21 protein-coding genes, 1 tRNA gene and 1 pseudogene are annotated in these 23,550 nt (G+C 60.0%); 13 read left to right on the top strand and 10 right to left on the bottom strand.

Going from position 1 to position 23,550, the window contains the following annotated elements:
* Window positions 1-152: 152 nt before the first annotated feature.
* Window positions 153-1,370 (bottom strand): MFS transporter, encoded by a 1,218-nt coding sequence (locus ACA053_RS24460; protein WP_497393894.1) that lies wholly within the window; start codon window positions 1,368-1,370, stop codon window positions 153-155.
* A gap of 332 nt (window positions 1,371-1,702) precedes the next feature.
* Here ACA053_RS24460 and ACA053_RS24465 point away from each other — a divergent pair, with 332 nt between their 5' ends.
* Window positions 1,703-3,760 (top strand): methyl-accepting chemotaxis protein, encoded by a 2,058-nt coding sequence (locus tag ACA053_RS24465; protein WP_497313684.1) that lies wholly within the window; start codon window positions 1,703-1,705, stop codon window positions 3,758-3,760.
* Window positions 3,761-3,876: 116 nt separating this feature from the next.
* Window positions 3,877-3,953 (top strand) — tRNA-Met (locus ACA053_RS24470).
* Window positions 3,954-4,025: 72 nt separating this feature from the next.
* Here the strand turns inward: ACA053_RS24470 and ACA053_RS24475 are convergent.
* Window positions 4,026-5,135 (bottom strand): DUF2817 domain-containing protein, encoded by a 1,110-nt coding sequence (locus ACA053_RS24475; protein WP_497393895.1) that lies wholly within the window; start codon window positions 5,133-5,135, stop codon window positions 4,026-4,028.
* Window positions 5,136-5,300: 165 nt separating this feature from the next.
* Between ACA053_RS24475 and ggt the strand changes: the two genes are divergently transcribed.
* From ggt to ACA053_RS24490, 3 genes are all read left to right on the top strand, one after another.
* A complete protein-coding gene (ggt, locus tag ACA053_RS24480) occupies window positions 5,301-7,133 on the top strand; it encodes a gamma-glutamyltransferase (protein ID WP_497393896.1) in 1,833 nt (610 codons plus the stop codon).
* 246 nt (window positions 7,134-7,379) lie between these two features.
* Window positions 7,380-7,682: a type II toxin-antitoxin system HigB family toxin gene (locus ACA053_RS24485; protein ID WP_497393897.1), complete on the top strand. Its 303-nt coding sequence runs from the start codon at window positions 7,380-7,382 to the stop codon at window positions 7,680-7,682.
* Between the two features lie 3 nt (window positions 7,683-7,685).
* Window positions 7,686-8,057, top strand: coding sequence for a helix-turn-helix domain-containing protein (locus tag ACA053_RS24490; RefSeq protein ID WP_497393898.1), 372 nt, complete (start codon window positions 7,686-7,688; stop codon window positions 8,055-8,057).
* Window positions 8,058-8,134: 77 nt separating this feature from the next.
* On the opposite strand, the gene ACA053_RS24495 is transcribed toward ACA053_RS24490, so the two are convergent.
* The 3 genes from ACA053_RS24495 to ACA053_RS24505 are packed head-to-tail and all read right to left on the bottom strand — an operon-like array spanning window position 8,135 to window position 10,256.
* The gene (locus ACA053_RS24495; RefSeq protein ID WP_497313689.1) at window positions 8,135-8,479 is read right to left on the bottom strand and encodes a gamma-glutamylcyclotransferase family protein; all 345 of its coding nucleotides are present in this window, start codon (window positions 8,477-8,479) and stop codon (window positions 8,135-8,137) included.
* Between the two features lie 33 nt (window positions 8,480-8,512).
* A complete protein-coding gene (gene ddlA / locus ACA053_RS24500) occupies window positions 8,513-9,607 on the bottom strand; it encodes a D-alanine--D-alanine ligase (protein WP_497313691.1) in 1,095 nt (364 codons plus the stop codon).
* A gap of 10 nt (window positions 9,608-9,617) precedes the next feature.
* A complete protein-coding gene (locus ACA053_RS24505; RefSeq protein ID WP_497393899.1) occupies window positions 9,618-10,256 on the bottom strand; it encodes a LysE family translocator in 639 nt (212 codons plus the stop codon).
* A gap of 151 nt (window positions 10,257-10,407) precedes the next feature.
* Here ACA053_RS24505 and ACA053_RS24510 point away from each other — a divergent pair, with 151 nt between their 5' ends.
* Both ACA053_RS24510 and ACA053_RS24515 read left to right on the top strand, forming a co-directional pair.
* Window positions 10,408-11,217: an AraC family transcriptional regulator gene (locus ACA053_RS24510; protein ID WP_109634824.1), complete on the top strand. Its 810-nt coding sequence runs from the start codon at window positions 10,408-10,410 to the stop codon at window positions 11,215-11,217.
* A gap of 77 nt (window positions 11,218-11,294) precedes the next feature.
* A complete protein-coding gene (locus tag ACA053_RS24515) occupies window positions 11,295-11,663 on the top strand; it encodes a cupin domain-containing protein (protein WP_109634825.1) in 369 nt (122 codons plus the stop codon).
* A gap of 12 nt (window positions 11,664-11,675) precedes the next feature.
* Here the strand turns inward: ACA053_RS24515 and ACA053_RS24520 are convergent, their stop codons facing one another.
* The 4 genes and pseudogenes from ACA053_RS24520 to ACA053_RS24535 all read right to left on the bottom strand — a co-directional run bounded on the left by ACA053_RS24520 (window position 11,676) and on the right by ACA053_RS24535 (window position 15,091).
* Window positions 11,676-12,275 (bottom strand): flavin reductase family protein, encoded by a 600-nt coding sequence (locus ACA053_RS24520; protein WP_109634827.1) that lies wholly within the window; start codon window positions 12,273-12,275, stop codon window positions 11,676-11,678.
* A gap of 57 nt (window positions 12,276-12,332) precedes the next feature.
* On the bottom strand, window positions 12,333-12,893 hold the full coding sequence (locus ACA053_RS24525) for a methyl-accepting chemotaxis protein (RefSeq protein WP_370655159.1): 561 nt from the start codon (window positions 12,891-12,893) through the stop codon (window positions 12,333-12,335).
* A pseudogene (locus ACA053_RS24530) lies at window positions 12,873-13,697 on the bottom strand (PAS domain-containing protein); the annotation flags it as partial. The gene ACA053_RS24525 and the pseudogene ACA053_RS24530, both read right to left, overlap by 21 nt.
* Window positions 13,698-13,777: 80 nt before the next feature.
* Window positions 13,778-15,091 carry an MFS transporter gene (locus ACA053_RS24535; RefSeq protein WP_497313699.1) on the bottom strand — a complete coding sequence of 438 codons (1,314 nt, stop codon included), beginning with the start codon at window positions 15,089-15,091 and terminating at the stop codon, window positions 13,778-13,780.
* 201 nt (window positions 15,092-15,292) lie between these two features.
* Here ACA053_RS24535 and ACA053_RS24540 point away from each other — a divergent pair, with 201 nt between their 5' ends.
* From ACA053_RS24540 to ACA053_RS24560, 5 genes are all read left to right on the top strand, one after another.
* Complete coding sequence (locus ACA053_RS24540) at window positions 15,293-16,711, top strand: short-chain fatty acid transporter (RefSeq protein ID WP_109634832.1); 1,419 nt, start codon at window positions 15,293-15,295, stop codon at window positions 16,709-16,711.
* A 241-nt stretch (window positions 16,712-16,952) separates the two neighbouring features.
* Window positions 16,953-18,650 carry a molecular chaperone HscC gene (locus tag ACA053_RS24545; protein WP_497393900.1) on the top strand — a complete coding sequence of 566 codons (1,698 nt, stop codon included), beginning with the start codon at window positions 16,953-16,955 and terminating at the stop codon, window positions 18,648-18,650.
* 11 nt (window positions 18,651-18,661) lie between these two features.
* A complete protein-coding gene (locus tag ACA053_RS24550; protein ID WP_497393901.1) occupies window positions 18,662-20,335 on the top strand; it encodes a J domain-containing protein in 1,674 nt (557 codons plus the stop codon).
* A gap of 74 nt (window positions 20,336-20,409) precedes the next feature.
* On the top strand, window positions 20,410-21,576 hold the full coding sequence (locus ACA053_RS24555; RefSeq protein ID WP_497393902.1) for a hypothetical protein: 1,167 nt from the start codon (window positions 20,410-20,412) through the stop codon (window positions 21,574-21,576).
* A gap of 178 nt (window positions 21,577-21,754) precedes the next feature.
* On the top strand, window positions 21,755-22,279 hold the full coding sequence (locus ACA053_RS24560; RefSeq protein WP_497393903.1) for an SET domain-containing protein-lysine N-methyltransferase: 525 nt from the start codon (window positions 21,755-21,757) through the stop codon (window positions 22,277-22,279).
* 6 nt (window positions 22,280-22,285) lie between these two features.
* Here the strand turns inward: ACA053_RS24560 and can are convergent, their stop codons facing one another.
* Entirely contained in the window at window positions 22,286-22,930 is a 645-nt protein-coding gene (gene can / locus ACA053_RS24565) for a carbonate dehydratase (RefSeq protein WP_131063236.1), read from the bottom strand.
* 141 nt (window positions 22,931-23,071) lie between these two features.
* Between can and ACA053_RS24570 the strand changes: the two genes are divergently transcribed.
* Entirely contained in the window at window positions 23,072-23,476 is a 405-nt protein-coding gene (locus ACA053_RS24570; RefSeq protein WP_109634842.1) for a serine kinase/phosphatase, read from the top strand.
* Window positions 23,477-23,550 lie beyond the last annotated feature (74 nt).

Raw genomic sequence — 23,550 nt, forward strand, 5'->3', positions numbered from 1 at the left:
GGCTTTTTTGTGCCTGAAATAATCATCCGCCACACCACCAAACCAATGTGGGAGCGAGCCTGCTCGCGATGGCGGAGTGTCAAACGACATCCATGGTGAATGTGAGACCGCAATCGCGAGCAGGCTCGCTCCCACAGGGGATTTGTGTTTGGTCAGGGCGTATTGGTTTTTGGCAGGAAGATCGCCAGTACGCCTAACAACGGTAAGAACGAACACAGGTAGTAGACGTATTCGATGCCGTGAATGTCGGCCAAATGCCCGAGCAACGCCGCGCCAATCCCGCCAAAACCGAACATCAATCCAAAGAACACCCCGGCAATCATCCCGACATTCCCCGGCACCAGTTCCTGGGCGTAAACCACAATCGCCGAGAACGCCGACGCGAGGATGAAGCCAATCACCACGCTGAGAATGCTGGTCCAGAACAGATCAACATGCGGCAGGATCAAGGTGAACGGCGCAACACCAAGGATCGAGAACCAGATCACCGCCTTACGGCCAATTTTGTCGCCGATGGGTCCACCGAAGAAGGTCCCCGCCGCCACGGCCCCCAGAAACAGGAACAGATGCAGCTGCGAACTGGCCACCGACAGGTCGAACTTTTCGATCAGGTAGAAGGTGAAGTAGCTGGTGAAGCTCGCCATGTAGAAATACTTGGAGAACACCAGCAGCCCGAGCACCACCAGCGCACTGATCACCCGACGTTTCGACAGCCCGTGAGTGGCGGCCTGACCTTGCTTGAGCTTGAACAGGTTCAAGTGATTGGCGTACCAGCGGCTGATCCGATAGAGCACGAACAGCGCAAACACGGCAAACAATCCGAACCACGCCACATGGCCCTGGCCGAACGGAATGATGATCGCCGCCGCCAGCAATGGACCAAAAGCGGAACCGGCATTACCGCCCACCTGAAAGGTCGATTGCGCCAAGCCGAACCGCCCGCCCGAGGCCAGTCGCGCCACACGAGAGGCTTCCGGGTGAAAGGTCGACGAGCCGATGCCGATCAACCCCGCCGCCAACAGAATCATCGGGAAGCTGCCGACCACCGACATCATCAAAATGCCGATCAGCGTGCAGACCGTTCCCGCCGGTAGCAGCCAGGGTTTGGGATGACGATCGGTGTGGTAACCGACCCATGGCTGCAACAATGACGCGGTCAGCTGAAAGGTCAGGGTAATCAATCCAACCTGGGTAAACGTCAGGCCATAGTTGGCCTTGAGCATCGGATAAATCGACGGCAGCACCGACTGGATCAAATCGTTGATCAAATGCGCCAGCGCCACCGCGCCGATGATGCGCATGACCAGCGGGCTGCTTTGTGGAGTCGCGGGTGCCGACGTCGCGCCGGTCTGAGCGTTCGTAATAGCCATGAGAATTTCCGTACAGCAGATGGGTGCACACGGGCAGGTGCGTCAATGTGCCATTTTTCAGTGCAGCAGCGCCATCCCCTTAGCCTGCTAACGACCTCGACTTTCATCGCCGAGGAGGTGATAGCGCAACGCCATGGTCTGAATCTTGCCTTGTTAATCCGCTTCAACGCGGCCCCTTACAAAGGGGACCGAGAATGGGAAGTTTCGCCACAGAGTCGGCCTACAGAGCTGACAAGGGTGAACTTTCGAGGCCTTTTAAAGGGGCACAAGTCGCGGTCGCAACGACCCCGACGCACGCCATTGGTGCGTGGTGTCCAGAGGAGTCATGGGGCATGCAGGCTTTTTTATCACCGGGGATTGGATTGCTGGGGCGTTTTGGCTTCGCACGCAAATTTCAGCTGTTGTTCCTGCTGTTTATCCTGCCGCTGGCGGGCAGCCTGTTGATGATCGGTCAGGACTATCGGGCCAAACTTAATTTGATCTCCGGCGAACGTGCCGGCGTTCGTCAACTGCTCGCCCTGGATGCGCTGGATAACCTGCTCGCCGCCCAACGTGACCGCGCGGCGCGTTGGCGCGCGACGGAAACCAATCGCCAGCCAACGCCTGCGACCCTTGCCGCGATGGCCGCGTTCGATGCGGTTCAACCCGCCGTCGCCCAAGCCACCACAGACCTCGGTAATGCGCTTAAAACCGAAGGCGCCGAGGGCGAAACCCTGACCCGTTATCAGGCGCTGCAAACCGCACTCAACGGCCTCGACTCGAAAAACCTGAGCAGCGTCGGCTGGTGGCCGGATGGCTACGATCGTTTCACCAATGCCTTGAGTGCGCTGCAAGCCTTGCGCGAGCAGATCGCCATGGACAATCGCCTGACGCTCGCGCCGTGGCTGGAAACCTACCTGCTGACGCAAATCTCGACGCAACATGCGCCGGACCTGATTGAGCGGGTTGGCCGCCTGGCCAGTGTCGGCCAGGCATCGGTGGTGTCCGGGCAGTTCACCCTGCAAAGCCGTCTGCAACTGCGCGATTTGCGCAGCCGCATCGGCGATGCCCGGGAACAGTTGGTGAAAACCGCCAGCCTCCTGGAAGCACGCCTGCCCAGCGCCTTGCAGAGCTGGGCCGGGCAATACCACGACAGCCTCAAGCATCTGGACGCCGAACTGAAAGTCCTCGATGACGGAGTCTTCGGCGGCAGCATCAAGCTCAAGCCGGAAGAGTTCGAACGCAGCCTCGACAGCCTGCTCACCGACCTCGCCTCGCTGCGCCAGCAGTCGCTGGTGTCGCTGGATCATCGCCTGGATTACTACCATGGATCGGCGATAAGCCAGTTCATTCTAGTGGCGACAATCTTTGGCTGCCTGCTCCTGGCGGCGCTGTACCTGTTCATCTGCTTGCAGACCTCGATCCGTCGCAGCGCCAGCGGCATCACCCTGCTGGCCGAAGCGTTGCGCGACGGCAACCTCAGCCTGCAAGTGCCGGTGCAGGGGCGCGATGAATTGGCGGCCATCAGCACTGCGCTGAATGTCGCGGTGGTGCAACTGCGCAACAGCTTGCTGGGGGTCGATCACGAAACCTTGCAGGTGAGCAATGCGGTGCGCACCCTCAACCATCACTCGAGCGGCGCCCTTGGCGAAGTTGAAGCGCAGCAGTTGCAGATCAGCCAGATCGCCGCTGCAGCCACGCAATTGGCGGCCACCTCTCAAGGGGTCGCCCAGAGTTGTGAACAGGCCTCCGGCAGCGCTCAACACACCCAGCGCATTGCGGCCGACAGCAGCCGCGACAGCCAACGCACCACGGCGAGCATTCAGCAGCTCAACCAGCGTTTGAACGAGACGGCGGCAGCACTTGGCCGGGTCAGCGAACAAGGGCAACAGATTCAATTGGTGGTCGACACCATTCGCGGCGTCGCCGAACAGACCAACCTGTTGGCGCTCAATGCGGCCATCGAAGCGGCTCGCGCTGGCGAACAAGGTCGCGGCTTTGCAGTGGTCGCGGATGAAGTGCGCAGCCTCTCGCAACGCACTCAATCCTCCACCGCGCAGATCGCCGGCACGGTCGACAGCCTGCGCAGCACGGTGAATGAAGCGGTAAACCTGATGGAAGCGGCCTGTAACCAGGCGCAAAGTGACGCCCAGTCGGTGACCGGTTTAGGCGAACGCCTCGGGGAAATTGCCCTGGCGGTACAAGGCGTGACCGACACCCTGGCGCAGATCGCCACGGCAGTTGAGGAACAAGCCAGCACAGCCGATGAAGTCAGTGGCAACATCCAGCAGGTCGATCAGGCAGCGGTGAGATTGCTCGAAGGCGCCCGGGCGGTGAACCTGGCGGCGGACACCTTGAGCCAGGGCAGCAAGGCCTTGAGTGCCAATACCGGGAGATTTCAGCTCAGTTGACGCCCTCCTCCGGTCCGGATTTTCGGGTCAGGTGGATAAGCGGTTGAAAGCGTAGAGAAATATTTTAGATTTACGCTTGACGCATCTGCATTACCGGTGAATAATGCGCGCCACTTGGCTACATAGCTCAGTTGGTTAGAGCATAGCATTCATAATGCTGGGGTCCGGGGTTCAAGTCCCTGTGTAGCCACCAAGTACTAAAAACGGCTTACCGAAAGGTAGGCCGTTTTTTTATGCCTCGAGAAAAGCGCCTCTCAACAGCACATCAAGAACGAATCGTCGGCAACGCCGACAACGCCCGCTCCCAAATTTGCCAGGTCCTCAGCCAGACCATCGCCTGCCAGTCGCTGTCGGCAGGATAGAACTGCTCCAGCAGATTCAGTTTGATCTCCCGCCCTACCGCATCACTCGGATTGCCGTGCAGATGCAGCCAATGATCATCGCGCAAATGACGATGAACGTCCGGCCCCGGATACGTCCCGCACTCGATCACGAACGGCATCAGTTTTACCTGCGGCAGCGCATTGATCAGCGCCTGCGAGGTGTAGCCCGTAGCGGTGGCCGCCACACCGGTCTCACTCAAGGTGTCGGCGCTCGTGAGCAACGTGTAGAGCCACGGACCGTAGATGGCCTGCGCATCGGGCAGCGCGGGATAAGCGCCCTCGGTGATGGTCAGCAACATCGGATGACCGTATTCGCCAGCACCGGTGTGCAAGTCGAAACACATTGCGACCTCGCCATGGGAAACATGCTTATGCAGGATTTCGTGCAGCGTACGGTTCGACCAGCTCGGCGCCAGCCCGCCATAAAACAGACCATCGGGATGACTGTGCTGGCCACCCTCGACAATCGACATCACCGCCGGCCAGCCGTGCTTTTGAATCTGCTCGTCGAGCAAGGCATCGGCGCGACCACGCTCGGGGCCTCGCAACTCGGTGAAGGCATAGATTTCATGCAGCGCTGCGTAAGCCCGATTGTCCGGCAGCGGACGTTCGAAGTTCAGGTGATTGCGGTTCAGGTCGATGTTGTCTTCGTTGACCCGACGCAGCCACGCGGTGCCCCAGGGATTGATCAGGTGGATCATCACCACCGCGACATCGGCCGGCAGTGAACGCTTGCCCAACTCCTGCATCCATTTGATCTGGCATCCCGATCCATAGAAACCTTCCACTCCATGGGTGCCGCTCAACGCGATCAGAAGTCGCTTGGCGGCCGGATCGCCCAACACCGCCACATCGGTGCTCAAGGGCTCGCCGAATGGCCCTGTGAGTGGGTGAGGATACTCGGTCAACGTCGCTCCGGCCGCGGTCGCTGCCGCGAGGAATTGCTCACGTTGAGTGCGATAACTCGGCTGCGTGGGAAACTCGGTCTGCATGGCTGCCTCTTGTTGATCTTTTGACCCGTCTGTTGCCCTCGACCCTACAGAAAATCTGTCGACTGATGAAGGACAAAAGCGCCTGTGCTGTAGTCCGTGATTTGCACCTCGCTCTGGCGGCCGATAAAGTCCCATGATCTTTTCCCACGGACGGAGTGCCCACACGTGTTCTCAGCCTTCCATTTGAGCCGCTATCGCCTGTCAGCCCTTTCGCTGATCGCCACCGCGCTGACCCTCGCTGCCTGCAGCGCTCCGCCCACTTCGACGTTGCCAATCGCGCCGGAAGTTGCGTCGGGTTATCGCACCGACCTGAAAACCCAATACGCCTCGAAACACATGGCCGCAGCGGCCAACCCTCTGGCAACCGAAGCCGGCCGGGAAATACTGCGTCAGGGCGGCTCGGCGATTGATGCCGCGATTGCCATGCAAGCAGTGCTGACGCTGGTGGAGCCGCAATCCTCGGGTATCGGCGGCGGTGCGTTCATTGTGTTGTGGGATGGCAAGAACGTGCGCACGTACGACGGTCGCGAAACCGCTCCGGCCGGCGCCACAGAGAAGCTTTTCCTACAGGCCGACGGCAAACCGATGGCCTTCACCCAGGCACAGATTGGTGGCCGCTCGGTGGGAACGCCCGGCGTATTACGGGCGCTTGAGTTGGCTCATCAGAAACACGGTCGCCTGCCGTGGGCGCAGTTGTTCGAACCGGCCATCCGGCTCGCGGAGCAAGGTTTCGCCATCTCACCGCGCCTGCATCAGCTGATCGCTTCAGACTCATCCATGCGCCGCTCGCCGGACATGGTGGCGTATTTCCTGAATGCGGATGGCAGCCCGAAAGCGGCCGGTACTCAACTGAAAAACCCGGCGCTGGCCGCGGTGTACAAACGCATCGCCAAAGAAGGGCCGGATGCGTTGTACAAAGGGCCGGTTGCGCAAGAAATCGTCGCCAAGGTTCAGGGCCATGCCAACCCCGGCAGCCTGTCGCTGAACGACCTCCAAGGCTACACGGCCAAGGAGCGCGCGCCGCTGTGCACCGACTATAAACGCTGGCAGGTTTGCGGCATGCCGCCGCCGTCGTCGGGCGGGATCGCCGTGGCGCAGATCCTCGGCACACTCCAGGCGCTGGAAGTTCGCGATCCGCGCTTCGCCTTGGCCTCAATGAAACCGCTCAAGACGGATAAATCCGCCGGCACCGAGCCGACGCCAGAAGCCGTGCACCTGATTTCCGAATCCGAGCGCCTGGCCTATGCCGACCGCGCGCTGTATCTGGCCGACGCCGACTTCGTACCTGTCCCCGTCAAAGGCTTGGTGGACCCGACCTATCTGGCCAGCCGCGCCGCCCTGATTGGCGATCGCAGCATGGGCACGGCCAAACCAGGGACTCCTCCGGGCATCAAGGTCGCCTACGCGCCGGATCGCTCGCCGCTGCGCATCTCCACCTCGCAAGTGGTGGCGGTCGATGACGAAGGGGGCGCGGTGTCCATGACCACCACCGTTGAATCCGCGTTCGGTTCGCACGTGATGGTGCAGGGCTTCCTGCTCAACAACCAGATGACCGACTTCTCGTTCATCCCGGAAGAAAACGGGCAGAAAGTCGCCAACCGCGTCGAACCCGGCAAACGCCCCCGCTCGTCCATGGCCCCGACGCTGATCTTCGATCGCCAGAGCGGTGAATTCCTCGCCACCATCGGCTCGCCGGGCGGTTCGCAAATCATCGAATACGTCGCCAAATCCACCATCGGCCTGCTCGACTGGAACCTCGACCCGCAAGCGGCCATCAGCCTGCCCAACTTCGGCAGCCGCAACGGCCCGACGGAACTGGAAGAGGGTCAGTTCAGTGCCGGGTTGATTCAGGTGTTGAAGGACAAAGGGCACAGCGTGAACGAGATCGACATGACCAGCGGCACCCAGGCGATTGTTCGGGTGAAGGATGCACAGGGGAAAGCTTCGCTGGCTGGCGGGGCCGATCCTCGACGGGAAGGGGCGGCGTTGGGGGATTGAGTCCTACAGAGGGAGGAAAAGGCTTACCGGGAGGTAAGCCTTTTTTGTATGTAATGAGTCCTGATCGGCTACCTAGCGCCGACTTTTCCTACCTGCAAACCACTGCTTCTTCGATAGAGTTCAAAGATCATTTTTCGCATCAGATCGGCTACCCGAAGCACCTAAGTACAAAGTCGAATCCGCTCCTCCCATCGGCCACACCTCCACAGACTTGCATCAGTCCCATCACGGGACTAGGATCACGCCATGAGAATTATCGCCATTAGTCAGCTTAAAAGTTTTTGGAGGAAGTACCCAGACTCGGAACAATCCTTCCAGGCCTGGATTGACGAGGCAAGAAATGCTGAGTGGAAAACACCTGCGGACATAAAAGAGCACTTTGCTACCGCCAGCATTCTCAAGAGCCGTAGAGTCGTGTTCAACATCAAGGGTAATGGCTTTCGGTTGGTAGTCGCGGTCGCTTATCGCTTCGGCGCCGTTTACATAAAATTTGTCGGCACTCACAAACAGTACGACGCAATCGACGCCGATACCGTCGAGATGGAGTAATCAATGAACATTCATCCGATCCACACCGATGAGGACTATCGCGCAGCCCTCAAGAATGTATCCGCCCTTTTCGACAATGAGCCAGAGCCTGGCACCCCTGAAGGGGATTATTTCGACATCATGATCACACTGATCGAAGCTTATGAAGCAAAGCAGTTTCCGGTTGATCTGCCCAATCCAATCGATGCGATAAAATTCCGCATGGAGCAATCAGGTCTGTCCGCAGCGGACCTTGCGCCAGCCATTGGCCGGACAAACCGGGTTTACGAAGTGCTTAATGGCAAGCGTGCGTTGACGCTCCCGATGATATGGAAACTACATGATCTGTTCGGAATACCAGCGGAGAGCCTGATTAAACCGGTGAAACAAGCTTGATCAAGCGTCGGCCGAATCGTACTGGCCGACGCTGAAAATCCCCCCCCTCCCCGGCTCATCGGATATCACGCAGGCCCCTACACGCTCACATACACCCACGCTTCAATCCCGGATTGAAGGACCACACTGACACGCTTGTAATCCGACACTTCATAGCGGTCAGCGGCCGCCAGTTCCTCGGGTGTGATCTGGAACACCATCCCCGGAATCGGCGCGCTGCTGTCGCTGCCCGGACGAAGAATCGGGTGATGCGTCTTGCCACTGGTGGCCAACACCGCGGGGTCGGTGATTTCCACCAAGGACTGCTCGTAACCCAGCATCGCGTCGGCACGGCCAGTCAGTTCGCGCCCGAAGTTGGCCAGTTGCACGACTTTGTCCTGCAAGGTGCCGTAGGAAAACAGGTTCACCGTTTTATCGCTCATCCATAAATCCTTGATTGAATAGTCGCGTGCCGCTCAGCGAGTGATCTTCAGCGCTTGCCGTGCCTTGTGCTTCTCCAGCGCCAGATCGATCAAGCGGCTGACCAGCTCGCTGTACGTCATGCCGGTGGCTTGCCAGAGTTTGGGGTACATACTGATTCGGGTGAAGCCGGGCAACGAGTTGATTTCGTTGATCAGCACTTCGCCGCTGTCGGTCAGGAACACATCGACCCGCGCCAGCCCGGAACAGCCCAGCACCTGAAACGCTTCGACGGCCAAGGCGCGGATGCGCTCACTGGCTTCGCTGCTGATGTTGGCCGGCACCACCACCTCTGCCGCTTGAGCGTCGATGTATTTGCTGTCGTAGGAATAGAAGCCGCTGCGCACCACGATCTCGCCACAACCGCTGGCGATGGCGTCTTCGTTGCCGAGTACGGCGCACTCTATCTCACGGCCGCTGACGGCGGATTCGATCAATACTTTTTCATCGAAACCCAGGGCCAGCTCCACGGCCGCCGTGTATTCGGCTTCGTCACTGACCTTGCTCACGCCCACGGACGAGCCCTGGTTCGCCGGTTTCACGAATATTGGCAGTCCGAGTTTGCCCTGGACTTCGGCGAATCCGGTGCGCGCGGCGCTGACACGGTTCAATGTCACGAACGGTGTGACCGCAATCCCCGCGTCACGCAGCAGGCGCTTGCTGATGTCCTTGTCCATGCACACCGCCGAGCCAAGCACGTCGGAGCCGACAAACGGCAAATCCGCCATGCGCAGCAGGCCTTGCAGGCAACCGTCTTCACCCAGCGTGCCGTGCACGATCGGGAAGATCACGTCGACATGGCCCAGCAGTTCCTGGCCGGAGGTTTCGACCAATTGCTGGCTGGCCTTGCCCGGCACCACGGCCAGTTCCCGGTTGGACTGGTTGAGGGCGATCAGGGCCGGATTTTCCTGGTTGAGCAGGAAATTCGAAGGATCGTTGAGGTGCCAATGACCTTGTTTGTCGATACCGATCAGCACCGGTTCGAAACGCGACCGATCCAGCGCATCGACGATGTTTTTCGCCGACTGCAGCGACACTTCGTGCTCTGCCGAACGACCACCAAAAATCACACCTACCCGCAGTTTACTCATTCAAAACTCCTCAACGATTGGCCACCAGATGCGCGCCGAACAGCAAGTAACAACTGCCGGCGAAGCGATCCAGCCATTTACGTGAACGATCATAGGCCCCCGCCACCCGACGGCTGGCGAACAGCAGCGCCACACTGCAATACCAACCGAATGACAATGTCGCCATCGTCAGCACGGCCAGCGCCAGCAGCATCGGTGGCGGGGAGGCAGGCATGGCAGTGGCGAAAATCGTCGCCACGAACAGCGCAGCTTTGGGATTGGTCATATTGCCTACAAAGCCCCGGCCATAAGCCGACAGCAACGTGCACCCTGCCCCGTTCAACGAACTGTCCCCCGGCATCACCGCCGGTTTGCGCTTGAACTGTTTCAGGCCCAGGTAAATCAGGTAACAACCACCGGCAATCTTGAAGCTCAGGTACAACGTCGGTGCCGCGCTGAACAGTGACTTGATGCCAAGGCCTCCCGCCAGTCCCCAGAGTACGGTGCCCGTCGCCACGCCCAACGCAGCCACTACGCCATGGCGGCGGGAGCAACTGGCGGCCAATTGCGCGGTATTGAAAAAATTGGGGCCCGGCGTCACTACCGCCACCGTCCATAAAAGCGCCAGGGACAACAGCGGTGCGGCGTAGCTCAGAGGAGTCATTTCCATAATATCGGCGCCTTCGTGGCTTCAGAGAATGCTCGATACCTTGCAACATTTGCCCACGGTTTTCTACCGGCCCAATGGCTTTTGTCGGGCAGCAGACAGGTGGCCGGTCCCTGGGTTACCGTGTTCGCATTGAGTTCAAGACAACGACACCATGGCCAAGCACACGCCTCCCATCGACTGGTTCCACCGCGCGCCCGACGTGGGCGGGGTTAAGCGTTTCGAGGCGTTTTTTGCGGGCCACGGCTACGACCTCCACCGCCATGACACCTATGCAATCGGCCGCACCCTGGCCGGCGTGCAGAGTTTTCAGTACCGCGGCGGCTGGCGCCACAGTCTGCCGGGCGGGACGTTGGTGCTGCACCCGGACGAAGTCCACGATGGCGAGGCCGGCACCGAGGCCGGTTTCAAATACCGAATGATGTACATCGAACCGGCGCTGATCCAGCAGATACTTGGCGGGCAGCCGCTGCCGTTCATCAAGACGGGATTGTCGACCGACCCACGCCTGTTCGCCGCCACCGACGTGCTGCTGCGAAGCCTGGATTGTCCCCTCGACCCGCTGGAAGAACAGGACGCGCTGTTCGATCTGGCGCACGCCTTGAGCAGCGTCTCCGGCGCGCCAGACAAACGCCAGCGCTTCGACTACGTGGCGGCAGAACGCGCGCGGGAGTTTATCCACAGCGCCCTGGATCGCACGGTGACACTGGAGGAACTGGCGCAACACAGCGGCCGGGATCGCTGGAGTCTGTCGAGGGATTTTCGCCTGTTGTTCGGCACCAGCCCTTATCGATACCTGACGATGCGCCGCCTGGACCTGGTCCGCGCACTGCTCATCCAGGGCCAGTCGCTGGTCAGTGCCGCGCTGATCGCCGGCTTCACCGACCAGAGCCACATGACCCGGCAATTCAGCAAGACCTACGGCCTGTCGCCCGCCCGCTGGATGAAAATGCACCAGCGCTGAGCCACGCACAATCGTGCAAGAAACCCGCTGTCGTGCCGACTATCGTGGATTCACGATCAACCACGAGAGCTCGTTTCATGAACGCCTACCAAAGCCTGAACTTCGCTGAAAAAATCGCCCGGATCGACTCGCACTGGAGCCCGCGGGTCATCGCCGAAATGAACGACTACCAGTTCAAAGTGGTGAAATTGCTGGGGGATTTCATCTGGCACGATCACCTGGATACCGACGAGACCTTCATCGTGCTTGAAGGGCAGTTGCGCATCGACTTTCGCGATGGCCACGTTCTGATAAACGCGGGCGAAATGTACGTGGTGCCAAAGGGTGTCGAGCACAAACCCAGCGCCGAACAGGAAGTGAAGTTGCTGCTGATTGAGCCCAAGGGTGTGTTGAACACGGGCAGCGAGGGTGGCGAGCGCACCGCGCAGAACGACGTCTGGGTGTGAAAGGCAGCCGGTTTACGGCTGCAGGGTCTTGCCGTCCACCGGGTCACCGATTGTCAGGAAATGCCCGCCAGCCACGTGGTGCAAGGTGCGCAGTGCGTCGTGCCCTTCGAAGTGCCAACGGCCTTCGCTGAACACGCGCTCATCGGCCTGGGCGGCAATCACCTCGGCCACGAACAGATCGTATTGCTGATGATTGTTGGGCTCCGGCAGCAGTCGGCATTCCAGCCAGGCGACGCAACCTTCAAGCATCGGTGCATCGATCAGCTCACCGCTGAACGTCTGCAGGCCATAGACCTGAAACTTGTCCTGACCCTGGCCTTGAGTCAGTTCCAGTCCCGACGTCGAGCCCACAGTCTGGGCGATATCGGCCTGTGCAGCGCAGGGAACGTTCAACACGAAGGTTCCCGACGCTTCCAGCAGTTGTCGGGTCCAGGTGGACTTGTCCAGCACCACGGCGATTTTCGGCGGCTCGAAATCTAGCGGCATCGCCCACGCGGCGGCCATGATGTTGCGCTGACCGTCATGCGCCGCGCTGACCAGAACGGTCGGCCCGTGATTGAGCAGGCGATAAGCCTTGGACAAGGGAACCGGACGGCGATGGGAAACGCTCATGAGGGCTGCTCCTGTGGAAAACGCCGATTGTAGCGATTTCTAAAAGGAGCGCAGGTATCAAGTCGCCAGTTGATTGGCGAACTGCCCGACCGCGTTCACCACTTTCTGCGCGCCGTCCTGGATCTCGACGATCACCGTGCCCGCCTCCGCCGCCAGCGCCAGGCCTTGTTCAGCCTGGAGTTTGCCGTCGGTCATCAGGGCCACGGCATTGCGCGCCATGTCCTGGTTCTGACGCACCACGCCGACGATTTCATCGGTGGCCTGACTGGTGCGCGAAGCCAGTTGCCGGACTTCATCCGCGACCACGGCAAAACCTCGGCCCTGCTCACCGGCGCGCGCCGCTTCGATCGCCGCGTTAAGCGCCAGCAGGTTGGTCTGTTCGGCAATGCCGCTGATGGTTTTGACGATGGTGCCAATGACCAGCGATTGCTCGTTCAGCGCTTCGATGCCTTCGCCGGCGGTCTGCATGTGCCGGGCGAGATCACGCATCACGTCCACGGCTTGAGTCACCACGGCGGTGCCGCGCTGGGCGCTTTGATCGGTTTGCTGAGAGGTGCTGTAGGCGATGTTGGCCGCTTCGGCGACCGCCTGCTCCTGATTGACCTGATCGGTAATCACCGTGGCGAACTTCACCACTTTGTACAGCGTGTTGTTGGCATCGACCACCGGGTTGTAGGACGCCTCCAGCCAGACCACACGACCGTGGCTGTCCACACGCTTGAAGCGGCCCGCCACGAACTCGCCAGCGTTCAAACGGCGCCAGAAGTTCTGATACTCAGCGCTGCTGTACTCCTCAGGTTCGCAGAAAGTACGGTGGTGTTTGCCTTTGATCTGCGCCAGGCTGTAACCCATGCCGCTGAGGAAGCGCTCGTTGGCCGCCAGCACGTTGCCATTGAGATCGAACTCGATGACCGCCGTCGAACGCACCAGCGCACCGATCAGGTTCTCATGCTCGCGGGACGCCTCGATGGTGCGGGTCAGGTCGCTGGAGTAAATCGAGAAGTGCTTGATGCGCCCTTCCGAGGACCGCACCGGCTGCGCGATCGAGCGCAGCCAGGCTTCCTGGCCATTGCCACGCAACAAACGCACGGTGCCGGCGAAGTGCTCGCCACGGGTCAGCGCAGACTTGAAGCGGTGGTGGAATTCGTCCGATTTCACATGGGGAGGGACGATGTCTTCGATGTGCCGGCCGATCAGGTCGCTGCTCTTGTAGAGCATCTCGCCGAGGAAGTTCTGGTTGACCGATTGAATCCGCCCATCGGGATCGAGGGTCAGGACCAGCATCTCGCTTTCCAGACTTTCCTTCACTTGCTGAAGGCTGGAGAGTTCTTCGCGAAGAGCCGACAGCTCCTGCTTCAAGCGTTTGTTGAACATGGAAAGCACCGATGGACAGGGATGGAAAGCGGCATGCAGCCTAACCATCGGCCTTGCGGATATTTTCTGAAGAGTGTTTCAGGTTTGTCCTACAAAAATAGTTGGGACACGCCTGCCGGGTTTTTCATTCATGCCGTGCCGGCGGCCGGGCAGTGTTCACCCCGTGGCATGCGTGTGCCGAAATACGCCGCGCTGCTCACGCCCACCGCGCCCATTACCGCGCTGAAGATCACGCAAATCCACGGACTCCACGGCATCAGACCGATCAGCAACAGCGGTGTGATGCTTGCCCATGCCGCATAGGCAATGTTGTAGGTGAAGGAAATCCCCGAGACGCGAATCCGCGCCGGAAACAGGCTGACCATCACTGACGGCACCGCGCCGACGACCCCGCAACCGAGACCGGCAATCGCGTACGCCAAGCCGATCCAGTCGCCGCCGGTGATCAGGCACGTATAAAGCACGCCGATTCCCAGCGGCAGCAGCAGGCTGTAAAGCATGACCGTGCGCCAGGCACCGATGCGATCGACGAGCAGCCCGGCGAGTACGCAGCCGATGTTCAGGAACACAATGCCCAACGCGCTCAAGGCGAAGGTGTGGCTGGCGGTCATGCCGAAAGTTTTCTGCATCATGGTCGGGGTGATGACCACGAACACCACCACCGCCGATGTCAGTACGCAGGTGAGGATCATCGCCGGTAATATCGCCAGGCGATGTTCGCGCAAGACCGTGCGCAACGGCAGTTCGACAGCGGCATCGCGCTTCGCCTGCATGGCCATGAACACCGGGGTTTCGCTGAGCCAGCGGCGCAGCCAGACACCAATCACGCCAAACACGCCGCCCAGCAGGAACGGGTAGCGCCAGGCGTAATCGAGGATTTCCGCCGGGGTGAACGCCTGCGCCAGAAAGGTCGCCGTCAAGGCGCCGATCAGGTAGCCAAAGGTCAGCCCGGCCTGCAGGAAACCCAGGGCATAACCGCGATGCCCGGCCGGCGCATGTTCGGCGACGAACACCCAGGCGCTCGGCACTTCTCCGCCGACGGCCGCGCCTTGCAAGACCCGCAGGGCCAACAGCAAAAGTGGTGCGAAATAGCCGATCTGGGCGTAGGTCGGCATGATCCCGATCAGCAGGCACGGCAGCGCCATCATCAGGATGCTCAGGCTGAAGACCTTCTTGCGCCCCATCCGGTCGGCGAAGTGCGCCATCAGAATGCCGCCCAATGGACGCGCCAGATAACCCGTCACGAAGATCCCGAAGCTTTGCAGCAAGCGCAACCACTCGGGCATTTCCGGCGGGAAAAACAGCTGGCTGAGGGTCAGCGCGAAAAAGACGAAAATGATGAAGTCGTAGATTTCCAGCGCGCCGCCAAGGGCCGCCAGGCCAAGGGTCTTGTAGTCCGAGCGGCTGAAGGGCGCCGGGCGCGAATCGGTGTTGGCAGTCATGAAAAGAACTCTGGCACGGGCAAAAAACCAAGGCGCCCATGGTCTACGCAAATGCGCCCACGGACAACCCGTTAGACCAAAGTCTCAGACTGGTTAATCTTCGTCACAAAATATGACTGATTGATTTACTGTTGGCACCTGTCCAGACGGGCCTTTGCCGCCCCAAAGACCACAATAAACATAAAAATTCGAGGTACTCCCGTGGCCGCTGATATCGAAGATACCCGCTCCGCCCGCTTTGCCCTGCGCTGTTCAAGTTTTGCCGAACGCTGGTTCCCCGATTCCTGGGTATTTGCCGCACTGGCGGTGATCATCGTCACAGTGGCCACTCTGTTCATGGGCGCCAAACCGACCGATGCGGCAATGGCGTTTGGTGACGGCTTCTGGAGCCTGATCCCGTTCACCATGCAAATGGCGTTCGTGGTGATCGGCGGTTATGTGGTCGCCAGCTCCCCGCCCGCGGTGAAGCTCATCGACCGCTTGGCGCGGATCCCGAAAAACGGTCGTTCGGCCGTGGCCTGGGTCGCACTGATTTCCATGGTTGCGTCACTGCTGAACTGGGGCTTGTCGCTGGTATTCGGCGGTCTGCTGGTGCGCGCCCTCGCTCGCCGCACCGACCTGAAAATGGATTACCGCGCCGCCGGTGCTGCCGCGTATCTGGGTCTCGGCGCCGTGTGGGCTTTGGGCCTTTCGTCGTCCGCCGCGCAATTGCAGGCCAACCCGGCCAGCCTGCCGCCATCGATTCTGTCGATCACTGGCGTCATTCCCTTCACCCAGACCATCTTTCTCTGGCAGTCCGGCGTCATGTTGCTGGCCCTGATCGTGATCTCGCTGATCATCGCCTACGCCACCGCGCCGGGGCCGAAAACAGCCCGCGACGCCGAAGCCTGCGGCATCGACCCAAGCTTCAACCTGCCGCCGCTGCAACCGCGCACCCGCCCCGGCGAATGGCTGGAGCACAGTCCACTGCTGACGATTTTGCTGGTGCTGCTGGCGGCGGGATGGTTGTTCCACGAGTTTTCGACCAAGCCTGCGATCAGCGCGATCTCGGGCCTGAACACTTACAACTTCCTGTTCATCATGCTTGGCGCGCTGTTGCACTGGCGTCCGCGCAGTTTCCTCGATGCCGTGGCGCGAGCCGTGCCGACCACCACCGGCGTGCTGATCCAGTTTCCACTGTACGGCTCGATCGCCGCGCTGATGACCACGGTCAAAGGCACTGACGCTCAGACGCTGGCGCACCACATCTCAACGTTTTTCGTCAGCATTGCGTCCCACGACACTTATGCGCTGCTGATGGGCGTGTACTCGGCGATCCTGGGTTTCTTCATCCCGTCCGGCGGCGGCAAATGGATCATCGAAGCGCCGTACGTCATGCAAGTGGCCACCGACCTGAACTACCACCTGGGTTGGGCCGTGCAGATCTACAACGCGGCGGAAGCCCTGCCGAACCTGATCAACCCGTTCTACATGTTGCCGCTGCTGGGCGTGCTCGGGTTGAAGGCGCGGGACTTGATCGGCTTTTCGTTCGTACAACTGCTGGTGCACACGCCGCTGGTGCTGTTTTTGCTGTGGGCGCTGGGGACGACGCTGACGTATACGCCGCCGGTGATGCCTTAATCCCGACCTGATAATCTCCACAAAACTACTGTGGGAGCGGCGGTGCGAGCAAGCCCGCTCCCACATTAAAATCCCGGTTGTATTCAAAACAGTTGTCCTATGCCTGAGGATCAACTGCGCCCCGTCGCAAATAATAGCTCAGTGCCACTACTTTCCTTTACCGCCCCGCTGCTCCGGTAATATCCTTGCGCGAATATTATCTGTTTCAACTTTTTGCAGGCCGGAAAGGGAGTTCATCGCAATGATCGTAGGGATTGACCTGGGGACCACCAACAGCCTCGTCGCCGTCTGGCGTGGGGAGTCGAGCGAGTTGGTGCCCAATGCCTTGGGCCAGTTCCTCACTCCCAGCGTGGTCGGTCTCGATGATCAGGGCCGCGTATTGGTCGGCCAGGCCGCCCGCGAGCGTTTGCACACTCACCCGCGTCAGACCACTTCGCTGTTCAAGCGGCACATGGGCAGCGCCACGCAAGTGCGTCTGGGAGACCGGTCATTCCGTCCCGAGGAGCTTTCGGCGCTGGTGCTCAAAAGCCTGAAGGAAGACGTCGAGCGGGCCTTCGGCGAAACCGTGCATGAAGCGGTGATCAGCGTGCCGGCCTACTTCAGCGATGCCCAGCGCAAGGCCACGCGCATTGCCGGTGAACTGGCTGGATTGAAAGTTGAAAAACTGATCAACGAGCCGACTGCGGCTGCGCTGGCGTATGGGTTGCACCAACGGGACAAGGAAACCTCGTTCCTGGTTTTCGACCTCGGCGGCGGCACCTTCGACGTGTCGATCCTGGAGCTCTTCGACGGGGTCATGGAAGTGCGCGCCAGCGCCGGCGACAACTTTCTCGGTGGCGAAGATTTCGACAGCGTGCTGCTTGAGCACTTCCTCGAACACCATCGCAACACCGATAACTTTCCTGACCGCACCAGCATCATCCAGCCGTTGCGTCGTGAGGCCGAGCGCGTGCGCAAAGCCCTGGGTCAGGACAGCAGCGCCGAATTCAGCCTGCGGGTCGATGGCCAGCAATGGACGCAAACCATCACCCAACAACAATTGGCGACGCTCTACACGCCGTTACTCGAACGCCTGCGCACACCGATCGAGCGGGCCCTGAGAGACGCGCGGATTCGCGTCAGCGATCTCGACGAAATCCTGCTGGTGGGCGGTACGACGCGCATGCCGCTGGTTCGCAAACTGGCGGCCGGCCTGTTTGGGCGTTTTCCTTCGATCACTCTCGATCCGGACGAAGTCGTGGCCCACGGTGCGGCGATTCAAGCGGCGTTGAAAGCACGCTCCGCAGCGCTGGAAGAAGTGGTGCTGACGGACGTCTGTTCCTACACCTTGGGCATCGAGACGACTACCCAGATCGGCCAGCAATATGAAAGCGGTCACTACCTGCCGATCATCGAACGCAACAGCATCGTGCCGGTGAGCCGGGTCAAGACGGTGTACACGCTGCAAGATAATCAGGAGCACGTGCTGCTGAAGATCTTTCAGGGCGAAAGCCGCCTGGTCAAAGACAATGTTGCGCTGGGCGAGTTGGACATCAAGGTACCGAAACGCAAGGCCGGCGAAGTCGCCCTCGACGTGCGCTTCACCTACGACAACAACGGTTTGCTCGAAGCCCAGGTGGTCATCCCGCTGACGGGCGACAAGCATTCGCTGGTCATCGAAAACAATCCCGGCGTGCTCACACCCGAGGAAATCCAGCAGCGCCTGGAGGGCCTGGCGCTGTTGAAGATTCATCCGCGCGATCAGCAGGTCAACACGGTATTGACGGCACGTCTTGAGCGTCTCTATCAGGAAAGCCTGGGGCAGATGCGTGAGCAGATCGGTCATTGGGCCAAACAGTTTCAGCACGTGCTTGATTCACAGGATGAACGCCGGATCCGTGAAGCGCGTAGCGAACTGACCCGGCAACTGGGCACGCTGGACAACGGCCTCTGGCAGTAAGGAGCGGCAACATGGATTGCTGGTCTGTGCTGGAACTGCCCGAAGACGCCGACGCGCGCACCATCAAGCGAAGTTATGCGCGACTGCTGAAAACCTTCCGGCCCGACGAAGATCCGGAAGGCTTTCAGCGCTTGCGCGAAGCCTATGAGCGAGCGCTGGATGTTGCGCAATGGCGAGCCGAATATGCCGCCGAAGAACCTGAAGTCGCAACAGCCGAAGTCGTCGAACAGCCGAATCACGCCAACCTCCAGGCGTGGTCCGATGTGCTCGATCTGCGTCCGCTGAGCATTGAAAGACCACCCCCTCTTCGCTCGCTGAATCTTGCACTGTCCGATCCCCAGACCTTGCACGAACCGGACGTCGCGCCGGATGAGTTGGCGGCACGGGCGTTACTCGACGGGCTCTCGGCGCAGAACCTGTCCGAGCGCTGGGCGCAAGCACAACAACAGCACTGCGCCCAGGCGTTTGAGAGGTTGCTGCTGGCGTTGTGCTTCGATCATCCGGGCTTGCGCAATTCGATTGCCGCCTGGGCGGTCCAGCACCTCGATTGGCTCGCGCCCTGGCAAAACATCGAGATGACCGATTGGCAGCGAGACGCGCTGGCCAGCGGACTTCTGCAGGATTATCGGCAGTCGTTGCAGGAATTACTCGAAGGCGGCAAAGAGCGGGAATTCCTTACGCAGCTCAAAAGTTACACAGAACAACCCTGGCTGCAGGTGTTCGATCGACGTCAGGAGTGGCAGCGAATCCTCCTGCAACTGTTCAACGACTCCAAATGGAGCCTGCCGCTGTTCGACCGTGTCGGCCAGGTGTTTGGCTGGGACGATGAAAAGGGCATTCATCCTGAACCGGCGTCGCTCTGGCAGACACTGATCGAGCGCTGCAATCAGGAAAGCTTCTACGCAAGCCTGCAGGCCAAGGCGCAAGACAGCCGGACCTGGGCCGCTGACGTTCAGGCCGCGCATTTGCTGATGAACCCGATGAAGCCCGGGCAGCAGAAGAAAATGATCGATGGCTTTGGCCAAAATGAATGGCAGGCCTGTCATGACCTCGCGCAAACCCTCAAGTGGCGTTACCCGGAGTTGCGCTTACGATTGCCCCACGCCGATGTTTTTCACTGGCGACGTTTCCTGCCGCGTCCCATTGCCGACGAGACCTGGGTGCAAGTCTGGGCGGGCATCGCGCTGGCGCTGTTCTTGTTTTATTTCCCGACCGAGCACAAATCCCTGGGCTACAGCATCAGCATCCCGTTGATATTCGCCTGCGTTCCGGTCTGGTTCCTCCGTTTCGCCATGAGCTGGTGGGTGCCGATCATCTCGCACGTCATTGTCCATGACCTGTGGCTGACCGAAGGCCTGGTCCCCCGCCACTGGAACCCGGATACCCGCTGGCTGGTAATCCGACATGGTATTCCCCAAGCCATCCTCACGTTGCTGTTCGGGATTCTGTTGGGTTGGCCGGGGGTGGTGACTTATGTCGGTTTTATGCTGATCGGTCTCTTGCACAAGCGCCGTATCGGTCAGCTTGACCCTGAACTGGCCGCGAGGCGTCCATGGCTGACCGCGCTGCATTGGGCGCACTTCAGTCCGTTGCAGTTGGTGTTTTTGCTGGTGATGGTCGGCGTCACCTTCGTGTGCCGGATGTATTTCCCGGAGTATCACCTGACTCATTTGATGTTCAGGTGAGCGATTGCCGGCCGATCTGCTTAAGTAACTATCGCCCGCGATCAACGCGGTCCCACGCTGAAAAGGATCTGAGCATGTTCAAACTGACAGGACTTACCCTCGCAGCCCTCACCCTGAGCGCCGCCGCCCACGCCAATGTCGATCTGAAACTGGGTAGCACCGAACGCGTCACGCGGCTGTTCGCCTACCCCAACAACTGCAACGTCGTCTGTTTCCGCAACTGGACGCTTGAGCAGACCGTCGAGCACTACCTGACCCAAAGTGTGCAGCGCGACGGATACACCACCGCGAAAGTGCGGGTCAAAACCGATAACGGTCAGCTCTACGCCGACATCAGCGGCGTGCCAAAGGGTTACGACAAACCGTTGTCCGCGCTGCTCAATGCCGGTGATCTGGCCTACAGCGGCGCCAAAAAGCTCAACATTGATGGCAAGTGGGCTTACAGCTGGTATTTGTTCCTGCCGTTGGGCATGGCCCTGGAAAACCGTAAAAGTGTCGAATTGCTGCATTTCCCGCCGGATTACTCCCTGACGCAGGCCCAGGATTACCTGCGGTCCGCCACCACCGATCGCTGGGCCACGCTGCTGACCGACAACGGTATCCCCGCCGATCAGACGCCGGGCTACCAGACCATCATCGATATCGCACCGATTGCGGCACCTTCCAGTGCTGGCAAGGATCTGGAAGGGGTCTACGACTACTTCAAGGACTACCAGACCACCATGGTCAAGGAAGTCAGTCAGAATGCCCGCGGTGCCGCGTTGCCGATGGTCGCGTTCGGCGCGCCGGTGCGTAACTGGATCAAGCAGCAATACGGGCCGACCGTTGATGTGCTGGGCCTGGCCACCATCAGCCCGAGCGCTGGGGTGAAAGTGCCGGTGCTGGGTTCCAACCACCCGAGCTACATCTGGTACGCCGCCAACCCGGAGAGCTACACCGGCGACGATGCGCAGGCCAAGGCCGACGCCGCGGGCCTGAAAGTCATGGGCCAGGACTTGAGTGCCGCCTGCTGGCAGGCGGGCATGGGCAGCAAACCCGGGACTGACCCGACCGTTCAGCTGAAAGGCTGCACGCAGACGTGGCAAGTGACCCGGAAAGAAAAAACCTGCGAGCTGTTCTACACCTCGATCCGTAACCTGACGCCTGAACAAGCGGTGGCCAAGTGCGCGACGACGCCGATCCAGTCCGAACTCAAACAGTTACAAGCCCCGCCACCTGTGACTGCGGCACCTGCGCTGTAATCACCCTTGCACTTTTGCGCGTGAGCGAAGGCTTACGCGCAAAAGCGCACTTTCCTCCTGTCAGTTCTGACAGTAGACCCCTCGTTTCATTTGCGAGATCTTGAGGTGACACCCTGTGTTGCTGGGCTGACAGGACGTCAGTTTTTGAAATCGCAACGCGCTGCCGACAAGGATCGTTATGAAACCTAAACCCCTGCCCGGGACCGTTGCGCAACCTCCCGATGGAATCTACCCATTCCCGGAGCTGCCGCTGAGCCTTGGATTTCCCTCTCGCGCGGATTTCGAGATTATCTACAACGCCAATGGATCGGCGGTGGCCGTTGCGGCCGTGCGCGATTTCCCACGGATCAGCCGAATCTGCCGCGTGTCGGGGCATCTGCTGCCTTACCGCAATCAGCATACCCGGCAGCTGGCGCCGGGCATTCACGTCTACGACCCACATTTCAGCGGACTGCTGGAACACTCCTGCGCACCCAACGTCTTTTTCGACATGAGCGAACTGTGGCTGTGGGCGCTGAAGGACATCCGCAAAGGCGACCACTTGACCATGGACTTCGCCACAACCGAAGACAAGCTGCTGCGCCAATTCGCCTGCTGTTGCGGTCGTCCCGAATGCCGAGAGTGGATCTGCGGCTACGATGAGTCGCCAAACGCCGACGGCCAGTTGTATTACCACCACTGGCGTCGGCGCAGTCTTTGCTGAACGGCGTTACAGCGTCTCGACCGGACGCAGACGGTACTGCGGCGGCAACTGCTCAAAGCCACTGATGGTCGTGTTCAGGCTTTTCCAGCGACCATCCTTGATGCCATAGATGCAACCGTGGATCGACAGGTTCTGCCCGCGATGCCAGGCGTTTTGCACAATGCTGGTGTGGCCGACGTTGGCCACTTGCTGGATCACGTTGAGCTCGCAGAGACGGTCAACCCGCTCTTCTTCAGTCGGTAACTCGGCCAGTTCTTCGCGCTTTTCGTAATAGAGGTCACGAATCGAGCGCAACCAACCGTCGATCAGGCCCAACTGACGATCCTGCATCGAGGCGCGCACACCACCGCAGCCATAGTGGCCAGTGACGAGGATGTGTTTGACCTTGAGCACGTCGACCGCGTACTGAATCACCGACAGGCAGTTGAGGTCCGTGTGCAGCACCACATTGGCGACGTTGCGGTGGACGAACAGGTCGCCGGGCAGCATGCCGACGATCTCGTTCGCCGGCACCCGGGCGTCGGAACAACCAATCCACAAGTATTCCGGCGTCTGTTGGCGGGCCAGCTTGGAGAAGAAGTCCGGATCTTCCTGTTTGATCGCCTCGGCCCAGCGTTCGTTGTTATCAATCAGATCTTGTAATTCGTTCATGCTGTAAAGCCTCAAGAATGATGCGCTGGTTTGACAGACAACCGCCCGTCGGGGTCACGCGCTTGATGCAAGTATGGCCGGTGGAATTCTCAGGAGTTCAGTGGGTCCACCCTAGTAAGGCCCACAGTATGAGGAATTGCCATGACTGATTCACGACGTCCGTACGATGCGGTGCAACCCGAGCCCATCGATGATAACGAAGACCGCATGGGTTCGATGCATGAGCTGGACTTCGACGAGGAAGAGCCCAGCGCGAAAATCGGCGACGAGTTACCGGAAAACGAACGCGAGCGCCTGATGCCTCGCGAACGCGTGCGTGAAGCCGGCATGACCGGCGCCTCGACTGATGACCATGAGTCTACCGACGACGACATGAGCCCGGAAACGTTGATCCGTGAAGACGGCGCGCGGGATGCCCATGAGGCCGGTGAAGGCGATCAGGCGGATTGGGATTTGAGCATTGTCGATGAAGACGATATTGGCGGGGGCAATGGGCTGGATGAAGAGGAACTGGCGAAGCGGGATCCGATGGATGGTAATCGTTGATCTGTGGCGAGGGAGCTTGCTCCCGCTCGGCTGCGAAGCAGTCGTAAAATTTCAGGATCGCTTCGCGGCCTAGC

Source organism: Pseudomonas sp. LBUM1672 (assembly GCF_059695655.1).